This is a genomic window from Nocardia arthritidis, from assembly GCF_011801145.1.
In the GTDB taxonomy this organism is placed as follows: Bacteria; Actinomycetota; Actinomycetes; order Mycobacteriales; family Mycobacteriaceae; genus Nocardia; species Nocardia arthritidis_A.
Genome location: NZ_CP046172.1, coordinates 2,821,220 through 2,837,195, shown reverse-complemented (window position 1 = coordinate 2,837,195; position 15,976 = coordinate 2,821,220). Strand labels below are relative to the sequence as shown.

At 66.4% G+C, this 15,976-nt stretch carries 16 protein-coding genes; 4 read left to right on the top strand and 12 right to left on the bottom strand.

Annotation, left to right across the window (positions count from 1 at the left end):
• Nucleotides 1–10: 10 nt before the first annotated feature.
• The 10 genes from F5544_RS12615 to F5544_RS12570 all read right to left on the bottom strand — a co-directional run bounded on the left by F5544_RS12615 (nt 11) and on the right by F5544_RS12570 (nt 11,735).
• A complete protein-coding gene (locus F5544_RS12615) occupies nt 11–1,450 on the bottom strand; it encodes a serine/threonine-protein kinase (RefSeq protein WP_167473372.1) in 1,440 nt (479 codons plus the stop codon).
• A gap of 21 nt (nt 1,451–1,471) precedes the next feature.
• Nucleotides 1,472–2,977, bottom strand: a complete 1,506-nt coding sequence (locus F5544_RS12610; RefSeq protein WP_167473371.1) for a serine/threonine-protein kinase — start codon at nt 2,975–2,977, stop codon at nt 1,472–1,474.
• 3 nt (nt 2,978–2,980) lie between these two features.
• Nucleotides 2,981–4,249: a DUF7373 family lipoprotein gene (locus tag F5544_RS12605; RefSeq protein WP_167473370.1), complete on the bottom strand. Its 1,269-nt coding sequence runs from the start codon at nt 4,247–4,249 to the stop codon at nt 2,981–2,983.
• Nucleotides 4,236–5,714, bottom strand: a complete 1,479-nt coding sequence (locus tag F5544_RS12600) for a serine/threonine-protein kinase (RefSeq protein WP_238847436.1) — start codon at nt 5,712–5,714, stop codon at nt 4,236–4,238. The genes F5544_RS12605 and F5544_RS12600 overlap by 14 nt, the downstream gene beginning before the upstream one ends.
• A gap of 497 nt (nt 5,715–6,211) precedes the next feature.
• Nucleotides 6,212–7,120, bottom strand: coding sequence for a GTPase Era (gene era / locus F5544_RS12595; protein WP_167473368.1), 909 nt, complete (start codon nt 7,118–7,120; stop codon nt 6,212–6,214).
• Nucleotides 7,113–7,472: a cytidine deaminase gene (locus F5544_RS12590; protein ID WP_167473367.1), complete on the bottom strand. Its 360-nt coding sequence runs from the start codon at nt 7,470–7,472 to the stop codon at nt 7,113–7,115. The genes era and F5544_RS12590 overlap by 8 nt, the downstream gene beginning before the upstream one ends.
• The gene (locus tag F5544_RS12585) at nt 7,465–8,817 is read right to left on the bottom strand and encodes a hemolysin family protein (protein ID WP_167473366.1); all 1,353 of its coding nucleotides are present in this window, start codon (nt 8,815–8,817) and stop codon (nt 7,465–7,467) included. Before F5544_RS12585 ends, F5544_RS12590 begins: the two co-directional genes overlap by 8 nt.
• On the bottom strand, nt 8,814–9,362 hold the full coding sequence (gene ybeY, locus F5544_RS12580; protein WP_167473365.1) for an rRNA maturation RNase YbeY: 549 nt from the start codon (nt 9,360–9,362) through the stop codon (nt 8,814–8,816). Before ybeY ends, F5544_RS12585 begins: the two co-directional genes overlap by 4 nt.
• A gap of 23 nt (nt 9,363–9,385) precedes the next feature.
• On the bottom strand, nt 9,386–10,447 hold the full coding sequence (locus tag F5544_RS12575; protein ID WP_167479146.1) for a PhoH family protein: 1,062 nt from the start codon (nt 10,445–10,447) through the stop codon (nt 9,386–9,388).
• Nucleotides 10,448–10,832: 385 nt separating this feature from the next.
• Nucleotides 10,833–11,735, bottom strand: a complete 903-nt coding sequence (locus F5544_RS12570; protein ID WP_167473364.1) for a LysR family transcriptional regulator — start codon at nt 11,733–11,735, stop codon at nt 10,833–10,835.
• Between the two features lie 88 nt (nt 11,736–11,823).
• Between F5544_RS12570 and F5544_RS12565 the strand changes: the two genes are divergently transcribed.
• The 3 genes from F5544_RS12565 to F5544_RS12555 are packed head-to-tail and all read left to right on the top strand — an operon-like array spanning nt 11,824 to nt 13,752.
• Nucleotides 11,824–13,068, top strand: coding sequence for an MFS transporter (locus F5544_RS12565; protein ID WP_167473363.1), 1,245 nt, complete (start codon nt 11,824–11,826; stop codon nt 13,066–13,068).
• A 35-nt stretch (nt 13,069–13,103) separates the two neighbouring features.
• Nucleotides 13,104–13,415, top strand: a complete 312-nt coding sequence (locus F5544_RS12560) for a zinc-ribbon domain-containing protein (protein ID WP_167473362.1) — start codon at nt 13,104–13,106, stop codon at nt 13,413–13,415.
• Nucleotides 13,416–13,458: 43 nt separating this feature from the next.
• Nucleotides 13,459–13,752, top strand: coding sequence for a carbohydrate-binding module family 14 protein (locus F5544_RS12555; protein ID WP_167473361.1), 294 nt, complete (start codon nt 13,459–13,461; stop codon nt 13,750–13,752).
• Between the two features lie 72 nt (nt 13,753–13,824).
• Here the strand turns inward: F5544_RS12555 and F5544_RS12550 are convergent, their stop codons facing one another.
• Entirely contained in the window at nt 13,825–14,748 is a 924-nt protein-coding gene (locus F5544_RS12550) for an alpha/beta fold hydrolase (protein ID WP_203217542.1), read from the bottom strand.
• A 182-nt stretch (nt 14,749–14,930) separates the two neighbouring features.
• Here F5544_RS12550 and F5544_RS12545 point away from each other — a divergent pair, with 182 nt between their 5' ends.
• Nucleotides 14,931–15,362: a pyridoxamine 5'-phosphate oxidase family protein gene (locus F5544_RS12545; RefSeq protein ID WP_167473360.1), complete on the top strand. Its 432-nt coding sequence runs from the start codon at nt 14,931–14,933 to the stop codon at nt 15,360–15,362.
• A gap of 126 nt (nt 15,363–15,488) precedes the next feature.
• Here F5544_RS12545 and F5544_RS12540 read toward each other — a convergent pair whose 3' ends face one another.
• Nucleotides 15,489–15,851: a hypothetical protein gene (locus tag F5544_RS12540; RefSeq protein WP_203217541.1), complete on the bottom strand. Its 363-nt coding sequence runs from the start codon at nt 15,849–15,851 to the stop codon at nt 15,489–15,491.
• Between the last annotated feature and the right edge of the window lie 125 nt (nt 15,852–15,976).

Below are 15,976 nucleotides of genomic sequence, written 5' to 3'. Positions count from 1 at the left end.
AATGTTCCTGTCACAGTGGCGCATCGGGCCACCAACCGCTGCGCAGGCCGCTTCCGGTGGCCGCACCGGAAGCCACCGACAGCTTGCAGAAGTTCCGATTCGGTTTGTCGAAATACACCTCTAATCGCCCCCACTCCCGTCCGGCCGCCGTCGTGTAATTGCTCCACCGCAGATATCCGGATCCCGAAGGACGGGTCCAGCGCTCGTCACCCTCGACCCGGTCGGTCGTCGCGGCGGGTGTGATCGGCGTGCGGTCCGCGTTGCAGGTCACCGTCAGCACCACAGAGGGATCGTCGCCGCCGCTGCATTCGAGCACACCCCGCTCGAACGATTGCCGTAGCGGCACGCTCTGGTGGTGGTCGTCGAAGGCGCGGCAGAATGCGAGCTCACGGTAGCCGATCCCGTCCGGCGAATAGGGCAGCAATTCCGAGAATGCCTGGACCATAAAGGCATGCTGCCCCCAACCGGCGGATACCTCCGGCGCCGGAATACCGGCGGTCGCGATCGGCGCCACCGCCGTCGCACCCGCACGGCCGAACCAGACAACGAGCGAAACCACCACCGCGACGAGGACAACCGCCAACGCCGCGACGCCCGCGAGCACACCGATCCGGCGCGGCGGTCCGGCGACCGCGGGCACCGACCGAGCCTGCGGCGCAAGCAATTCGGCAACCGCATCGAGCCCGGCCTCGGCCAGTGCCCCGCAGCTCGGATAGCGCCGTGCCGGATCCGGGTCGAGTGCCCGCGCGATCACCGCATCCAATTCCGTCGGCACCCTGGGGTTCATCAGCGATGGCCGGGGCGGCGAATCGTGTGCGGTTGCGCCGTCCGGGTATGGCACGGATCCGGTCAGCAGGTGAAACAGCGTGCAGCCCAGCGCATATACGTCGGCGCGGCCATCGAGATCCGTACCCGTGAACAGTTCCGGTGCGGCATATGCGCTGTCCACCGAATCCTTTGTCGCATAGGTGATCCCGAAATCGGTCAGCAACACCCGGTCCGGCTCACCCCGCGGCTCCGCCACCAGAATGTTGGACGGCTTCACGTCGCCGTGCAACAGGCCGGCGCGATGAATCTCGTCCAGCCCACGCGCCGCCTCGGCGACGATTCGCACCGCACGCGCCACATCGAGCGCGACCGGACCGCGCTCGATCAGGACACCCGCATCGACGCCTTCGACGTACTGCGTCGCGATCCACAACCGGCCGTCGAATTCACCAAAGTCACGCACGGTGGCCAGATTCGGATGATGCAGCCGTGCGGCCGCATCGGCCGCGCTCAGAAATCGCGTACGGAAACCGGCGTCGCAATAGCGCTCCGACAAGATCTTCAGCGCATCCTGGCGTGGCAATCGCGGATGCCGCGCCGAATACACCGTACCCATCGGACCCGTGCCGAGCGTGCGCTCGACGCGGTATCCGGCGAAGGTCGCTCCCGCGGCCGTATTCACTGTCTTCTCCCCTGTTTCCGGTTACAGCGGCGCGCCCACCCACCAGCGGTCGTACAGATCCCGTCCCGATGTGCCGCCGAAAATCTGTAGCGCACAGAAGTTCCGGTTCGGGTCGTCGAATTGCACCTGCAGCGAACCGGTTCCGGTACCGTCGGATTTGGTCGCGTCGTTCAGTGTCACCAGACCGCTGCCCGACGGCCTGGTCCACCGTTCCTGTCCGGTCTGCACCGCGTCGTCGAACGGTTCGACGGTGGTCGGTCGACGATCCGCGTTGCAGAAGGCCCGTATCCGCTCGACCGGATTCCAATTGCCGTTGCACTTCAACTCGTTCACCGGATCACGGGCGTTCACATCGATCGGCTTGCCATTCAGTCCGACGGCCGCGCAGACCAAACCCTGATAACCACTGTCGAGCGGGGTCGCGGGCAGCAATCCGGGAAACGCCTGCACCACATAGCTGTAGTTTCCCCAAGCGACCGTTCCGCTCGTGGTCGGCGGCGTCGCCGATACCGTGCGACGCGCCGTCGTGGTGGCGCCCGGCGCCTTCACGACATCCGAATTACCGGTCAGCACAAGGCCGCTCACGATCGCCGCCGCCAGCACGGCGATCGCCGCGGCCACCGCGAAGTACTTCCAACGGCGGCGGGAGACCGGTCGCGCTGCCCGAACCAGCACCGTCGCAGTGTCCGGCGCCAACGCCGCCGCCGCGGCATTCGCCAGCGCACCGCAACTCGATTGACGTGCGGCCGGATCCTTGGCCATGGCGGTCGCGATGACCTCGTCGATCCGGCGCGGCAGCCCGGGATTCGTCGCCGACGGACGCGGCGGCGGGTCCTGCAGTTGCGCCCGGATCACCTCGACAGGTGTCGTATATGGGAAAGGTCTTGTGCCGGTGAGCAATTCGAAGAGGGTGCAGCCGAGCGAATAGATATCGGCGCGGTGGTCGACGGTGCTCGCGGACAGCTGTTCCGGCGCCGTATACGCGAAGGTACCCAGTATCGCACCCGTCACGGTCAGCCCGCTCGCATCGCCTACCGCACGCGCGATTCCGAAATCCGTGATGTACACCCGGTCCGGTCCGCCGGGACGAGACTCGACCAAGATGTTGCCCGGCTTCACATCCCGGTGCAGCAGTCCGGCGCGATGCGCCGCGTCCAACCCGCGCGCCGCCGCACCGATAACGGCCACCGCGCGCTCGGGCGGCAGCGCCCCGCGACGGACAAGTTCGGCGGCGTCGGCTCCGTCGACGAATTGCATTGCGATCCAGAGCCGTCCGTCCGTCATACCGCGGTCGTGCACCGAGACGATATTCGGATGGTCCAGTTGGGCGGCGAGCTCGGCCTCCCGGATGAACCGCCGCTGAAACTGCGGATCGGCACTGTGCCGCTGCGACAACACCTTCAGCGCGTCGCGTCGCGGCAGCCGTGGATGCTTGGCCGCGTACACCGTGCCCATGCCACCGCTGCCGAGCACCCTTTCGATCAGATATCCGGCGAAAACCGTTCCCGGACGGAATGTTTCGCTCATCACCTACCCGCTGCCAACCAAAAGCGCGTACTGCGATGCCGCCTTCTGCCGGATATCCTGCGGCACACGGCTGAAGATCTGTGCGAGATAACGCCCGTACAGCACGCGGCACGAGTACTTGATCAATGCGACTCCCGGCGACTGACCGATACTGTCGTCGACGTAGCAGAGCACATCCCTGGTCCCGTCCGGAGCCGGAATAGGGCGCAGGCCCAGCGCGCCGCCTTTACGCGCCGCGGCGTCGAAGTGCTGTTTGGCCGTCGCGGCATCCGGATAGCGCGCCAGAAAATCGGTCCCGTTGACGGCGATCGCATCGAAATCACCACCGCCCTGCCGGATGAACCGGCGCGCGGCCCGCGGCCCGTAGACGACGCCACGCGCGGAGATGAGCGAATCCCAACCCGCGACCTCCTGCCGGTTCATCAGAACCACCGTCGGATACGACCAGCGCCCGGCCAACGCGGGCACCTGCCGCCGCACCATGCCCTCCTGATCCAGCGGCAGCGACGCGATCCGGTCGAGCGGGGTGGCCGCGAACTCGCGCAACCTCGGTAGTTGCACGCCGAATGTCTTGCGGGCCAACCCCGTCAGCGCCGGGAGATCGGTCCCGGTGTGCCCGGCAAGCACGCTGACGACATACGAGTCGATGGAGGTCGTCGCGGCGAGCGTCGGCACGGTGGGCCGCCAGTGTGCCTGTGCCTCCGGGTAATCCGGAATCGGCACGGCGGCGTTCTCGGTGTTCACCGCGAAATCGACCGAGTCGATTTCCCGGGCCGCCTGGCGCGCCGCGTCCGGGTCGGGGAAACGCAGCACAATCACCGTGAGCAGGCGGCAAGTTCCGACCTGCGGGCGGGATGACACCTCCCGGTCGGCGGCGCTCACCGCGAATCCGGCCAGCATTCCGCGCTTCTCCAGAACCGCGCGCACCGGCCCGGCCAGGAATCCGGCGGCCTTCGCCGGAGTCGGCAGCGGAACGGCCCCGTTGCCGGACAGGCCGAAGCTCAGCGCGGCGTCGGCCTCCGTCGGATCGATGACCGCCTCACCCATCCGTACGGATTCGATTACCCTGCCGTACTTTTCGTCGCCGCTGGGCGGTACCGGCAGCGGCTCCCTCGGATACGGGCCGACGTCGAGAGCGCCGAGGTCGGGATGCTCCGGCATCGGATTGCCCGGCACGGCGCAGCCCGCCGTCACGATCAGCAGTATCGACACCGTGCCGAAAATCCTGCGGACGATACTGGCGCGCAAGGTGTTTCGCTTAAAGAGGCGCATCCGGCCACCATTTACCGCGTAGTTCGGTTCCCGATCCGGTGCCCGACACCGTCAGGTTGCAGAAATTCCGGTCGGGACCGTCGAAATACACGTAGAGCCAACCCGTTCGAGCTCCGGTGTTGGTCGTATTGCTACCCCACCGCAATCGGCCGGTGCCGGACGGCCGGGACCACCGCTCCTCACCCTCGACTCGATCCGTCGAAGGTCTCGGCAGAATCGGTGTGCGATCCGCATTGCACTCGACGACCAACGTGGTGACCGGATCATGGTCGCCGACACACAGCAATTCGCCGACCTTGACCGACTGGTCGAAGGGCAGATCCACGTCCGGGTTCGCGGCATCGACCGGCTGGCATCCGCTCAGATCCCGATATCCGGACAGAAATGGCCCCGGCGGGAGCAGATCCGCGAACGGCTCGACCATGAACGTGTACGTACTCCACAGTGCGGCGTTCACCCTCGGCACCGGCGCCGTGACATGATGTGACCGGTCCGATCCGCCGTCACCGCTCCAGGCGAAAGCCGAAATCGCCACCGCGGCAATAACTATCACGGCCAGCGCGACACCGGACAGCAACCACCGACCGCGCTTGCGGCCCGCCTCTTCGGATGCGCCGGACTCGGCGGCGAGCGACCGCGCGAACGCCGTCCGCGCCGCCGTCGCCAGCGCACCACAACTCGGGTACCGATCCTCCGGCCGCTTCGCCATCGCCTTAACGACAACCTTGGCCAATTCCGCTGGCACACCGGGATTTTCCCGGGTGGCCAGTGGTGGGTCCTCATTGAGATGGGCGTACATCACCGCCCCCGGACTCTCGCGCGGGAACGGCACCGAACCCGTGAGCATATGAAACAGCGTGCAGCCCAGCGCGTAAACGTCCGCGCGCCGGTCCATCGCATCGCCGCGTATCTGCTCGGGGGCGGCATACGCCAAGCTGGCCGTCGGCTCGCGCACCGCCGACGTCGCGGAATCTTCTGCGGCACGGGCGATTCCGAAGTCGGTGACCAGCGCCCGGTCGGGACCGTCCCACTCCCCGGTGATGAGGATGTTGGCCGGTTTCACGTCACGGTGCAGCAGTCCGGCGTCGTGCACCTCGTCGAGGCCCCGCGCGGCCTCGCCCAGTATCCACAGCGCCCGTTCGACGGCGAGGCCGCGCGGGTTGCGGGCGATCACCGCGGCGAGGTCGAGGCCCGGCACGTATTGCATGGTGATCCACAGCTGTCCGGCTTCCTCGCCACGGTCACGGACCGCGACCAGGTTCGGATGCTGGAGCCGCACCGCGATCTCCGCCTCGCGCAGGAAGCGCGCCCGGTATTCCGGATCCGCGGCGTGATTGTCCGCGAGCAATTTCAACGCGTCATGGCGCGGCAACCTCGGATGCCGCGCCAGATATACGGCGCCCATCCCACCCGCGCCGAGCAGCCGCTCAATTCGGTATCCGGCGAAGACCGTGCCTTCGACCATTCTCACTTGGGGTTTCCTCCCGAACTCCCATCAGACGGACACCCCGAACGCGTTCAGCGGCACGTCTATAGGCGGGACTATATGTGTGGCGAACTCCCCCGTCCACCCACCAGATATTCGGCCTTGCCCGGCATTTATCGGGCATTTATCCGCCGTGGCAACACCGGAGCCGATTCCCCGAATCGACGCGTGACATCCCCGGCGGACTCGAATTCGCGCTCAGCGCAACATCAGCAACCGCGGCGACCGCAGGAATACTGTTCGCCCGACTCCATCGCCCCCGCGATCATCGTGTCGCGGCTCGGCAAGCGGATCGGCCGGATCGACGTCACGGTGCGGCATTCCGGCCCGATACGCCGAGTCCGGGTCGCGGGCCGCTCGGACCATCATGCGCACGGCCAACCCCTTCGGCGCATAGCGGATCAGCTGGGCGGCGGAAAGCTATGGGAAACATAGTATTACAAGCGTACCGCCGCCAACCGACAATTGTAGCGCGGTCAGAAGCCCAACTTGCCCAACTGTTTCGGGTCGCGCTGCCAGTCCTTGGCCACCTTCACATGCAGATGCAGGTAGATCCGCACACCGAGGATGTGCTCGATCTGCTTGCGGGCGTTGGTACCAACCTCTTTCAACCGCGCCCCACCCTTACCGATGATGATCGCCTTCTGGCTCGGGCGTTCTACATAAAGCAAAGCATGCACATCAAGCATGTCTTCGTTTTCCTCGCGCGGCAGCACCTCCTCGATCACCACGGCGAGCGAATGCGGCAGCTCATCACGCACCCCCTCCAACGCGGCCTCGCGGATGAGCTCGGCCATGAGGGTTTCCTCCGGCTCGTCGGTGAGCTCACCGTCGGGGTAGAAGGCCGGGCCCTCAGGCATTTTCGCGGCGATGACGTCGACGAGCACCTCGACCTGTTCGCCACGCACCGCCGATACCGGCACCACCTCGGCCTCCGGGCCGAGCAGTTCGGAGGTGGCGATCAGCTGCTGGGCGATCTGATCGCGGCTCACCTTGTCGATCTTGGTGACGACGCCGATCAGCGTGGTCTTGGGCGCCATCTGCTTGACCTGCTGCACGATCCAGCGGTCACCGGGCCCGATCTTCTCGTCGGCCGGAATGCAGAGGGCGATCACGTCGACCTCCGAATACGTATCGCGCACAAGGTCGTTCAGCCGCTGGCCGAGCAAGGTCCGCGGCCGGTGCAGTCCGGGGGTGTCGACCAGGATGAGCTGGGCGTGCTCCCGGTGCACGATGCCGCGGATGGTGTGCCTGGTGGTCTGCGGCCGCGACGAGGTGATCGCGATCTTGGCACCGACGAGCGCATTGGTCAGCGTCGACTTGCCGGTATTCGGCCGGCCGACGAAACATACGAAGCCCGAACGGAATTCGCTGGCCTCAGCCATCCTGCACCACCGAATCGACGGTATCGTCGACGATGTCGAACACCGCACCAGCCTTGTCGGTGAAGACGATCCGGGCACCGGTGGACACCTCGCGCACCGCGGTGATCCCCGGGTCGGACAGCCGTCCGGCGACCACCACGGCCGCCTCGAAACCCTCTGCGCCACTGGAGATCGCGGCCGCCACCGCCGCCTGCAGCGCGGTCAGCCGCAGCGCGCCGAGGCAGACATCGCCCGCCGCGTAGGTGCGGCCGTCGGTATCGCGGATCGCCGCGCCGCTCGCGCCGCCGGTGCGGCCGAGCGCACCGCGGGCCAGCGTCACCAACTTGGTATCCTCGGCATCCAACTCAGTCATCGGTTTCTCCATCCTCGTCGCGTTTGCGCTTGCTGCCGTTGCTTTTTCGACCACTGCCGTTGACATCGGACTCGGCGGGCGCCTCGGATCTCTCCGGCGCCCGCTTCACAACCACCGTGTTCACCCGCATCCGTCCACGCGCGTCGGCCTCACCCTCGCCCCGCAGAACCAGCCCGTGCACAACGACTTTCGAGCCGGGCAGCGGCACCCGGCCGAGTTCGTGGGCGAGCAGCCCGCCGACGGTGTCGACATCCTCTTCCTCGATCTCCAGGCCGTACAGTTCGCCGAGATCCTCCACCGGCAGCCGGGCCGACACCCGATAGCGTCCGCCGCCGAGGTCCTGCACGGGCGGGGTTTCGTCGATGTCGTACTCGTCGGCGATCTCCCCGACTATCTCCTCCAGCACATCCTCGATGGTGACCAGTCCGGCGATACCACCGTATTCGTCCACCAGCAGCGCCATATGGTTACGCCGCCTTTGCATTTCGTCGAGGAGGCTGTCCAGGGGTTTGGAGTCGGGTACGAAGACGGCGGGGCGCATCACCTGCCGCACCTGCACCTTGCGCGCACGATCGGCGTGCGGCACAAGGTCTTTCAGATACACGACGCCGAGAATATCGTCCACGTTCTCGCCGATCACCGGAATCCGCGAGTGACCGCTGCGCACCGCGAGCGACATCGCCTGTGCGGCAGTCTTGTCCGCCTCGATCCACACCATCTCGGTGCGCGGCACCATCACCGCGCGCGCCGGGGTGTCGCCCAATTCGAAGACGGACTGGATCATCCGCCGCTCCTCGGCATCCACCACCCCGCGCTCGCCCGCCATATCGACGACCTCGCGCAGTTCGATCTCGGAAGCGAAGGGGCCGTTGCGAAAACCCTTACCCGGGGTGATCGCGTTACCCAGCAGAATCAGCAGCCGCGACACCGGCCCGAGCAGCGCGCCGATGAACTGCAGCGGCAGCGCCGCGCCCAGCGCAATCGAATACGCGTGCTGGCGTCCCAAAGTCCTTGGCCCGACCCCGATTACGACGTAGTCGACGACCACCATCACCAAAGCCGTGATGAGCAGCGCCCAGTCGTCCTCCATCACGGTGATCAGCCCGGCCGCCAGCAGCACCGTCGCGGTGATCTCGCACAGAATGCGCAGCAGCACCATGAGATTCACGTAGCGCGGCCGGTCGGCGATGATCCGGCTCAACCGCACCGCGCCGGGGCGATCGGCGCGCACCAGGTCGTCCACTCGCGCGGGCGAGATGGTGTTCAGCGCCGAATCGATGCCCGCGAACGCGCCACCGACGGGCACCAGCACGATCGCCAGCAGGATAAGGGTGAACGCATTCACGCGGGCGCTTCACCCGGACTGGTGAAGCCGGTCTTGCCGAGCAGGCGGGCGTCGCGTTCGGCGAGTTCGGCCCGTAGCGCCGCCTCGCGCAGGCTCTCGTACCACTCGTCGAGCAGCCGGGCCTGCAGCGCGAACATCTCCTTTTCCTCCTCGGGCTCGGCGTGGTCGTAGCCGAGCAGGTGGAGGACGCCGTGCACGGTGAGCAGGGCTAGTTCGTGCTGCAGCGAGTGGCCGGCCTTACGCGCCTGGCCCGCGGCGAATTCGGGACAGAGCACGATATCGCCGAGCATGGACGGCCCCGGTTCGGCGCTGTCGGGCCTGCCGCCCGGCTCCAGCTCGTCCATCGGGAACGACATGACATCGGTCGGGCCCGGCAGGTCCATCCAGCGCATGTGCAGGTCGGCCATGGTGTCGAGATCGACGAGCACCATCGACAGCTCGGCGGCCGGGTGCACGTCCATCCGGCCGATCACGAAGCGCGCGACGCTGACCAGATCCTCTTCGGGTACATCGATACCCGACTCGTTGGCGATCTCGATACTCACCCGAACAGCGTAGGCGACCGCACTTACCTGCGGTCTCCCCGGCTCGCGGCGCGGCGCTGCGCCCGGTTGCCCGGATAGTGCGCGCCGACCGGCGGCCGGGTTTCGGACTCGAATCGGTCGTATGCGTCGACGATCTCCGAGACCAGCCGGTGCCGAACCACATCGCTGCTGGTGAGCTGCGCGAAGTGGATATCGTCGATCTCGGTGAGGATCTCCGACGCCGCACGCAGGCCCGAACGGGCGCCGGTGGGCAGATCGACCTGGGTGACGTCACCGGTGACCACGATCTTGGAGCCGAAACCGAGCCGGGTGAGGAACATCTTCATCTGCTCGGCCGTGGTGTTCTGCGCCTCGTCCAGGATGATGAAGGAATCGTTCAGCGTGCGACCGCGCATATAGGCCAGCGGCGCCACCTCGATGACGCCCGCGGCCATCAGCTTCGGAATGGCCTCCGGATCCATCATGTCGTGCAGTGCATCGTACAGCGGACGTAGGTACGGGTCGATCTTCTCGTTGAGCGTGCCGGGTAGGAAGCCGAGCCGCTCGCCCGCCTCCACCGCGGGACGGGTGAGGATGATCCGGTTGACCTGCTTGGTCTGCAGCGCCTGCACGGCCTTCGCCATCGCCAGGTACGTCTTGCCGGTACCGGCCGGGCCGATGCCGAACACGATGGTGTTGGCGTCGATCGCGTCGACGTAGCGCTTCTGGTTCAGCGTCTTGGGCCGGATGGTCTTGCCGCGCCGGGACAGAATGTCCAGGCTCAGCACTTCCGCAGGGGATTCCGAGGTGCCCTCGGTGAGCATCGAAACGGTATGCCGCACCGCCTCCGGTGTCACCACTCGGTTGCGACCGGTCAGCGCGACGAGCTGTTCGATCACACGCTCCGCCAAGGCGACATCGGCCGCCTTGCCGGTGAGTGTGACCGCGTTGCCGCGGACATGGATATCCGCATCCAACAACTGCTCCAGTTCACGCAGATTCTGGTCAGCCGAACCGAGAAACGGGAACACGGATTCGGGAGCGAGTTCGATGCTGGAGCGCACGGTGCGTGCTGCTGGGCCCGAACCATTGTCACCAGTACCGATACCTGCAGTGGGGGTGGTCGGGTCGCCGATCTCGCCTTGTGTTCTCAAAAGGGGCTATGGCCTGCTTTCCGGTCTCGACAGCTGTTTCTTGGTGAAAGTTTAACGCCGCCCACCGACACCGCCCAGTGAATAAGCGGCTACCGGTCGATGGCGTAACGAGGGTGTTCCCTTACGGTGACCCACCCAATCCCTCCAGTACTAAATGCTCCGGATGCGCACGGTATTCCGGGACGGACGCTACCGCGTTCCGGCCTCGGCGATACCGCATGAGGCAGCGGATTGGCAGCATCGCGGAGCGATTCGATGGGGGGTGGTGGTCGGGCGACGGGCGGGCCAGCATCGCGGAACGATTCGGAGGGGGTGGTGGCCGACAGCGCGGAGCGGTTCACGGCCGCAGCGCGCGTTCGTCGCGGCGGTGTTCGGCCCAGTCGACCGCGAAATCCCGGAAGCGGCGCACCGCGTCCGACGGTGTCGCGGTGGCCGACCAGATCAGCCCGATATCGCGGAATCCGCCCGCGTCGGCCAGCGCGACCGTGGTCAGGCCCGGCGGCATCGGGTCGCCGAGCGGCAGCAGCGCGATGCCGAGTCCGGCCGCGACCAGACCGGCGACGGTCATCAGATCGCTGGATTCGAAGGCGATGCGCGGCCGGATATCCGCGGCGGCGCACAGGTCGTCGAAGATGCGGCGCATGCCGTAGCGCGGATGCATGGTGATGAATTCGGCGTCGGCGAGGTCGGCCATCCGCACCTGTCTGCGCCCGGCGAGCCGGTGTTCGTTCGGCACCGCGAGCACCAGCGGCTGATGCAGCAGGCTGCGCCAGCCGATTCCAGCGAGTCCGGGGCGCGGCGAGACGATGCCGAGGTCGGCCTCCCCATCGAGCACCTGCTGCGCGCAGATCTCGGCGCCGCCCTGCCACAGTTCGAAGGTGACCCGGCCGGAGGTCCGGCGGAATCCGGAGATCAACTGCGGCACCAGCATATGTCCGAATGAATGCGGGAATGACAGGCGCACAATGCCTTTCGCGGGGCTCAGCCGATCGGCGATGGCCTGCTCGCCGGCCCGGAGTTCGGCGCGGGCCCGGCGCGCGTGCTCATAGTAGATCCGGCCGAAGTCGTTGAGCGCGATGCGTTTTCCGTGCCGGTCGAACAGTTCGGCGCCGAGCCTGCGCTCCAGCCTGCCCAGCATTCGCGACAGCGTCGGCTGCGCGATGTGCAGCCGCTGCGCCGCCGCGCTCACCCGCTCCAGTTCGGCGAGTGTCGTGAACCACTCCAGATCCTCGCCAAGCACGACCCCTCCTCGCTATATGCGTCTGGTGCATTATTTCGGCCAAGTTTATTCATTTCCATGACTAACGGCCAGCGTTCAGCCTTGAGCTATGGCCCCGGATCAACGCGTTTCGACCATCGGCGATGCGCACGTCACGAAACGCCGGACCGACCGGCCCGCGCATGAAAAGCGAATCATAAGAGCGCTTTTCGCGGCAGGTCTGACCACGTTCGCGTCGATGTACAGCGCGCAGGCGCTGCTGCCGAGCTTCTCCGCGGCGTTCGGGGCCACACCCGCTCAATCGGCGCTCGCGGTCTCGCTCACCACCGGATTCCTGGCGCTGACCATCATCCCGGTGAGCGCGCTGGCCTCCCGGATCGGCCGGACCCGGGTGATGATCTGGTCGTCGATCACGGCGACCGTCCTCGGGCTGCTGCTGCCGCTGTGCCCGTCGCTACAGGTTTTGCTCGCGGTGCGCGCGTTGCAGGGGATCGCGCTGGCGGGCGTGCCCGCGGTGGCGATGGCCTATCTCGCCGAGGAGATCGGCGCGGCGGGATTGGGGGCGGCGATGGGCGTCTACATCGCGGGCAACACCATCGGCGGACTCGCCGGACGGTTGATCCCGGCGCTCACCCTCGAGGTCGCGTCGTGGCGCTGGGCCGAGGCGGCGATCGCCGTTGCCGCGGCGGCATGCACGATCTGGTTCGTCCGCGATCTGCCGCCGTCTCGCGGTTTTGTGCCGCGACCGGCCGGATTACGAACGGTAGCAACGGATCTCGTCGCCCAGCTGCGGCATCCCGGTTTGCTCGCGCTGTTCGGGCTCGCCTTCGTGCTGATGGGCGGCTTCGTCTCGGTCTACAACTTCCTCGGCTACCGGCTGACCCGCCCGCCGTTCGAATTGTCCTCGGGCATCGCCGGTTCGATCTTCGTGTTCTATCTCGCGGGCACCGTCACCTCCACCGCCGCAGGCCATCTCGCGGACCGGCACGGGCCGCCCCGGGTGCTCACCGCATCGCTCGTCGCGATGGCCGCGGGGATCTCGCTCACCATCCCGGATCGGTTGGTGACCCTGCTCATCGGCGTATTGCTCTACACCGCGGGCTTTTTCGCCGCGCACACGGTGGCGAGCGCATGGGTCGGCAGGCTCGCGGAGAATCGGGGGGCCGCCTCCTCGCTCTATCTCTTCGCCTACTACCTCGGCAGCGCCCTCGTCGGCGGCTCCACCGGACTCGCCTTCGCCGCGGGCGGTTGGCCCGGGCTCATCCTCTGTGTCGGCGCGCTGCTCACGGTCGCGGTGCTACTGCTGTGCGCTTTGACGCACCGGAATACCACCGCGGAACCGGTGAACGGGTAAGGTCTGCACCGCAACATTCCATTACTGGGGGTTCCATGCTCATCTGGGGCTGGCGGCGCTACGTACGCACCATGGCCATGATCACTTTCGTCTGCGGCAACTGCCGCAACCCGTCCGCGCACGCGCTGCGCGAATTGGTCACCAAGTTCACGCTGTTCTTCATTCCGCTGTTCCCCGTGAGCACCAAACATGAACTGCAGTGCACATTTTGCGGAGTCCAGTCCAAGGTGCCCTCCCAGGACGTGCCGAACCTGATGGCTCAGGCCCACGCCCAGAATATGCCGCAGAACGGCTATTCTCAGCCGCAGCCGACCGGCCAGAACGCACCCTGGCCGCCGCAGCGGTAACGAAACACCCTGTGCCCCGGGCACATACAGTCAGGACAAGGCAATGAAACGCACCATAACGGCGGGCCTGCTCGCCGCAGGCTTCCTAGCCGCGCCCGCAATCGCCTACGCGGAGCCGCCGATTCCGTGGGAGACCACAAAACCGAACGCGGAGGCGGGCTGCACCGATCCCGGCCAGCGCTACGCCCCCGGCGAGCGTTTCAACGAGTACTGGCGCTGCGGCCGCGACGGCGTCGCCTACTTGAAGAACTGCGACGGCGGATTCCTTTGGGACGTAAGGACCGATCGCTGCGATTGGCCCCAGATCGCGCATCCGGAACTGTTCCCGCCCGCCTGATAGCGCTGTCGGCAAACCGCACATAGCCGGAGCGGAGGCGGAGGTACCGCCTGAACCCGGCTCGGCCCGGCGTCAGCGGGCGGCACGATCGAGCAGGTCTCGGATGGCTTGCATGATCTCGTCCGCGGCGTCGGTCTGCAAGGTGCCGTGGCTGGCGTGGGTGACCGCCCGGTACTCGCCTCGGGGTACCGAATCCGCCATGGCCTGATAGACCCGCTGTTTCGCCGCGGTGAGCTCGCGCAGACCCGATCGCCCGTAGTACAACCGCATGCCGAGATCCGTGCCGAGTGCGGCGAGCACGATTGTCGGCACATCGGGAGCGTCCGCACCGCAGCGTATTTCGTCGATCACCGTGGTCATGTCGGCGCGCTCTCGGGCGGCGATCAGATTCCATTCGAGGCTCGCGTGCCCGGCGAGCAACGCTCGTCTTATTCGAATGGGCCAGTCGGCGAGCTGCTTTCGGAGCAGCAGCCGGATGAACAGCCCCTGCAGCCGTAGTTGCATCCGGCCGGGAACGGGCGCCGGGCGAATCTTCAGCTTGTCCGGCATGTGGGCATCCCACTCTTCGCCTACCACATCGGCCGCCAGCACACCGGCCACCTCGTCCGGAAACAGCTGCCCGAATCGACGAACGTAGACGCCGCCTAGCGAATGCCCTACCAGCACATAGGGTCCGGGAATTCCGGCCACTCGCAGCAGATCTCGCAATTCGGTCGCGACTTCCGTTGCGGTTCTCGGTAATTCGAGCCGGTCGCTCCATCCGGTGCCGCCCCGGTCGTACAGTACCGATGTCGTCCACTGCGCCACCCGGCGGTGAATGTTCAACCAGTCCAAGCCGACTCCGCCCGCGCCCGGCAGGAAAACCACCGCCGGTCCGCCGCTACCCGAGCGTTCCAAGAACAGACTGCGACCGTCGACCGTGTAATGCCGACCGAGCCCTGGTTCCGGTGCGACCAATGGACCGGAACCCTGCAACTTCTCCCCGCCAGTAATCATACGCATGAATATACGCATAGATGTGCCGCAGCGCGAGTGCCCATCGGCTCGCCGGGCGCGAATCTCGTTGTGCCAACGGTCATGTGCTCACGAATCGACGCGATCACCCCGTGGCAAACGTCGACAAGCGCATGTCAGCGGCGTACGGGAATAACAGCACCGATCGGAGTGTTCGGACTCACATGCCAAAACCGTTCACGGAGGCCGAACGTCAGGAATTCCTCGCGGGCAAACATATTGCCGTGCTGTCGGTCGCGGCGACCGACGGACGCCCGCCCGCGACCGTCCCGATCTGGTACGACTACACCCCCGGCGGTGACATCAGGATCAATACCGGCGCCGAGCGCCGCAAAGCGCGCCTCATCCGGGAGGCCGGCACGGTGACCGTCACCGTGCAGCGCGAAGAGCTGCCCTACCAGTACGTCATCGTCGAAGGCACCGTCATCGACGCGACCACCCCGTCCCCGCGAGAAGCCCGAGAGGCGATCGCCACCCGCTACCTCGGCCCGGAAAAAGCACGCGCCTTCGTCGACAGCATGGACGGCACCAAATCCGTTCTGTTCACCATCCGCCCTGACCGCTGGATCACCCAGGACTACTCGGGCGACCTCTGAAAGTCGCTCAGCCTCAGCGGAATCGGCCCCGAGACAGCACGCGTGTTAGTCGATGACGTTCGAATTGGTCTGGGCGACATGGGCTTTCAACGCACCGACAGATGAGCCGGGTGCGGCGTCGAGCGGTCACGACGCCGCGTCGTGGCCTGTCTGTGCCGAGTCGCGCTGGTCGGCGATCCGGCGGCGGATCTCATCCCACGACACGGGCAATTCGTCCACCGAGGCGTTGAAGAACACAAAAGTCGCTTCCCGCATAACCTTTCGCTTGCGCTCGATAGTCGACTTGTGCGGTTCGGAACCCGCGTAGGCGTAGATGGCCGCCTTGTCCTGCCATGCCGAGTACGTCCAGAACGTGCGCTTCGGCATCTCCGCCTTCAAGGCGACGCCCAGCGCTCCCGGCGAGCGGCGGGCCTGCCGCCAAAGCGCCAGCGAAGCAATCAGAAATCCGGGCACGTCGAGCAGCGACTTGACCTCGAGACGTGAGGCCATGCACTGGACCTCCGGTGTCGTGGGCGTGCCGACTGTCGTCCATGGAAGCGTGGGCATGGTCGCTCTTTCGATGCGAGGGCAACGGCGGTCCGCCGAATGACACCACCATATTCCACAGTGGGATA

What these genes read in the sequence shown, in the direction of transcription:
- F5544_RS12610 (WP_167473371.1), bottom strand. Translation starts at nt 2,977, where the DNA reads ATGAGCGAAACATTCCGTCCGGGAACGGTTTTCGCCGGATATCTGATC.
- F5544_RS12605 (WP_167473370.1), bottom strand. Translation starts at nt 4,249, where the DNA reads ATGCGCCTCTTTAAGCGAAACACCTTGCGCGCCAGTATCGTCCGCAGG.
- F5544_RS12600 (WP_238847436.1), bottom strand. Translation starts at nt 5,714, where the DNA reads ATGGTCGAAGGCACGGTCTTCGCCGGATACCGAATTGAGCGGCTGCTC.
- era (WP_167473368.1), bottom strand. Translation starts at nt 7,120, where the DNA reads ATGGCTGAGGCCAGCGAATTCCGTTCGGGCTTCGTATGTTTCGTCGGC.
- F5544_RS12590 (WP_167473367.1), bottom strand. Translation starts at nt 7,472, where the DNA reads ATGACTGAGTTGGATGCCGAGGATACCAAGTTGGTGACGCTGGCCCGC.
- F5544_RS12565 (WP_167473363.1), top strand. Translation starts at nt 11,824, where the DNA reads ATGGCCCCGGATCAACGCGTTTCGACCATCGGCGATGCGCACGTCACG.
- F5544_RS12560 (WP_167473362.1), top strand. Translation starts at nt 13,104, where the DNA reads ATGCTCATCTGGGGCTGGCGGCGCTACGTACGCACCATGGCCATGATC.
- F5544_RS12555 (WP_167473361.1), top strand. Translation starts at nt 13,459, where the DNA reads ATGAAACGCACCATAACGGCGGGCCTGCTCGCCGCAGGCTTCCTAGCC.
- F5544_RS12550 (WP_203217542.1), bottom strand. Translation starts at nt 14,748, where the DNA reads ATGATTACTGGCGGGGAGAAGTTGCAGGGTTCCGGTCCATTGGTCGCA.
- F5544_RS12545 (WP_167473360.1), top strand. Translation starts at nt 14,931, where the DNA reads ATGCCAAAACCGTTCACGGAGGCCGAACGTCAGGAATTCCTCGCGGGC.
- F5544_RS12540 (WP_203217541.1), bottom strand. Translation starts at nt 15,851, where the DNA reads ATGGCCTCACGTCTCGAGGTCAAGTCGCTGCTCGACGTGCCCGGATTT.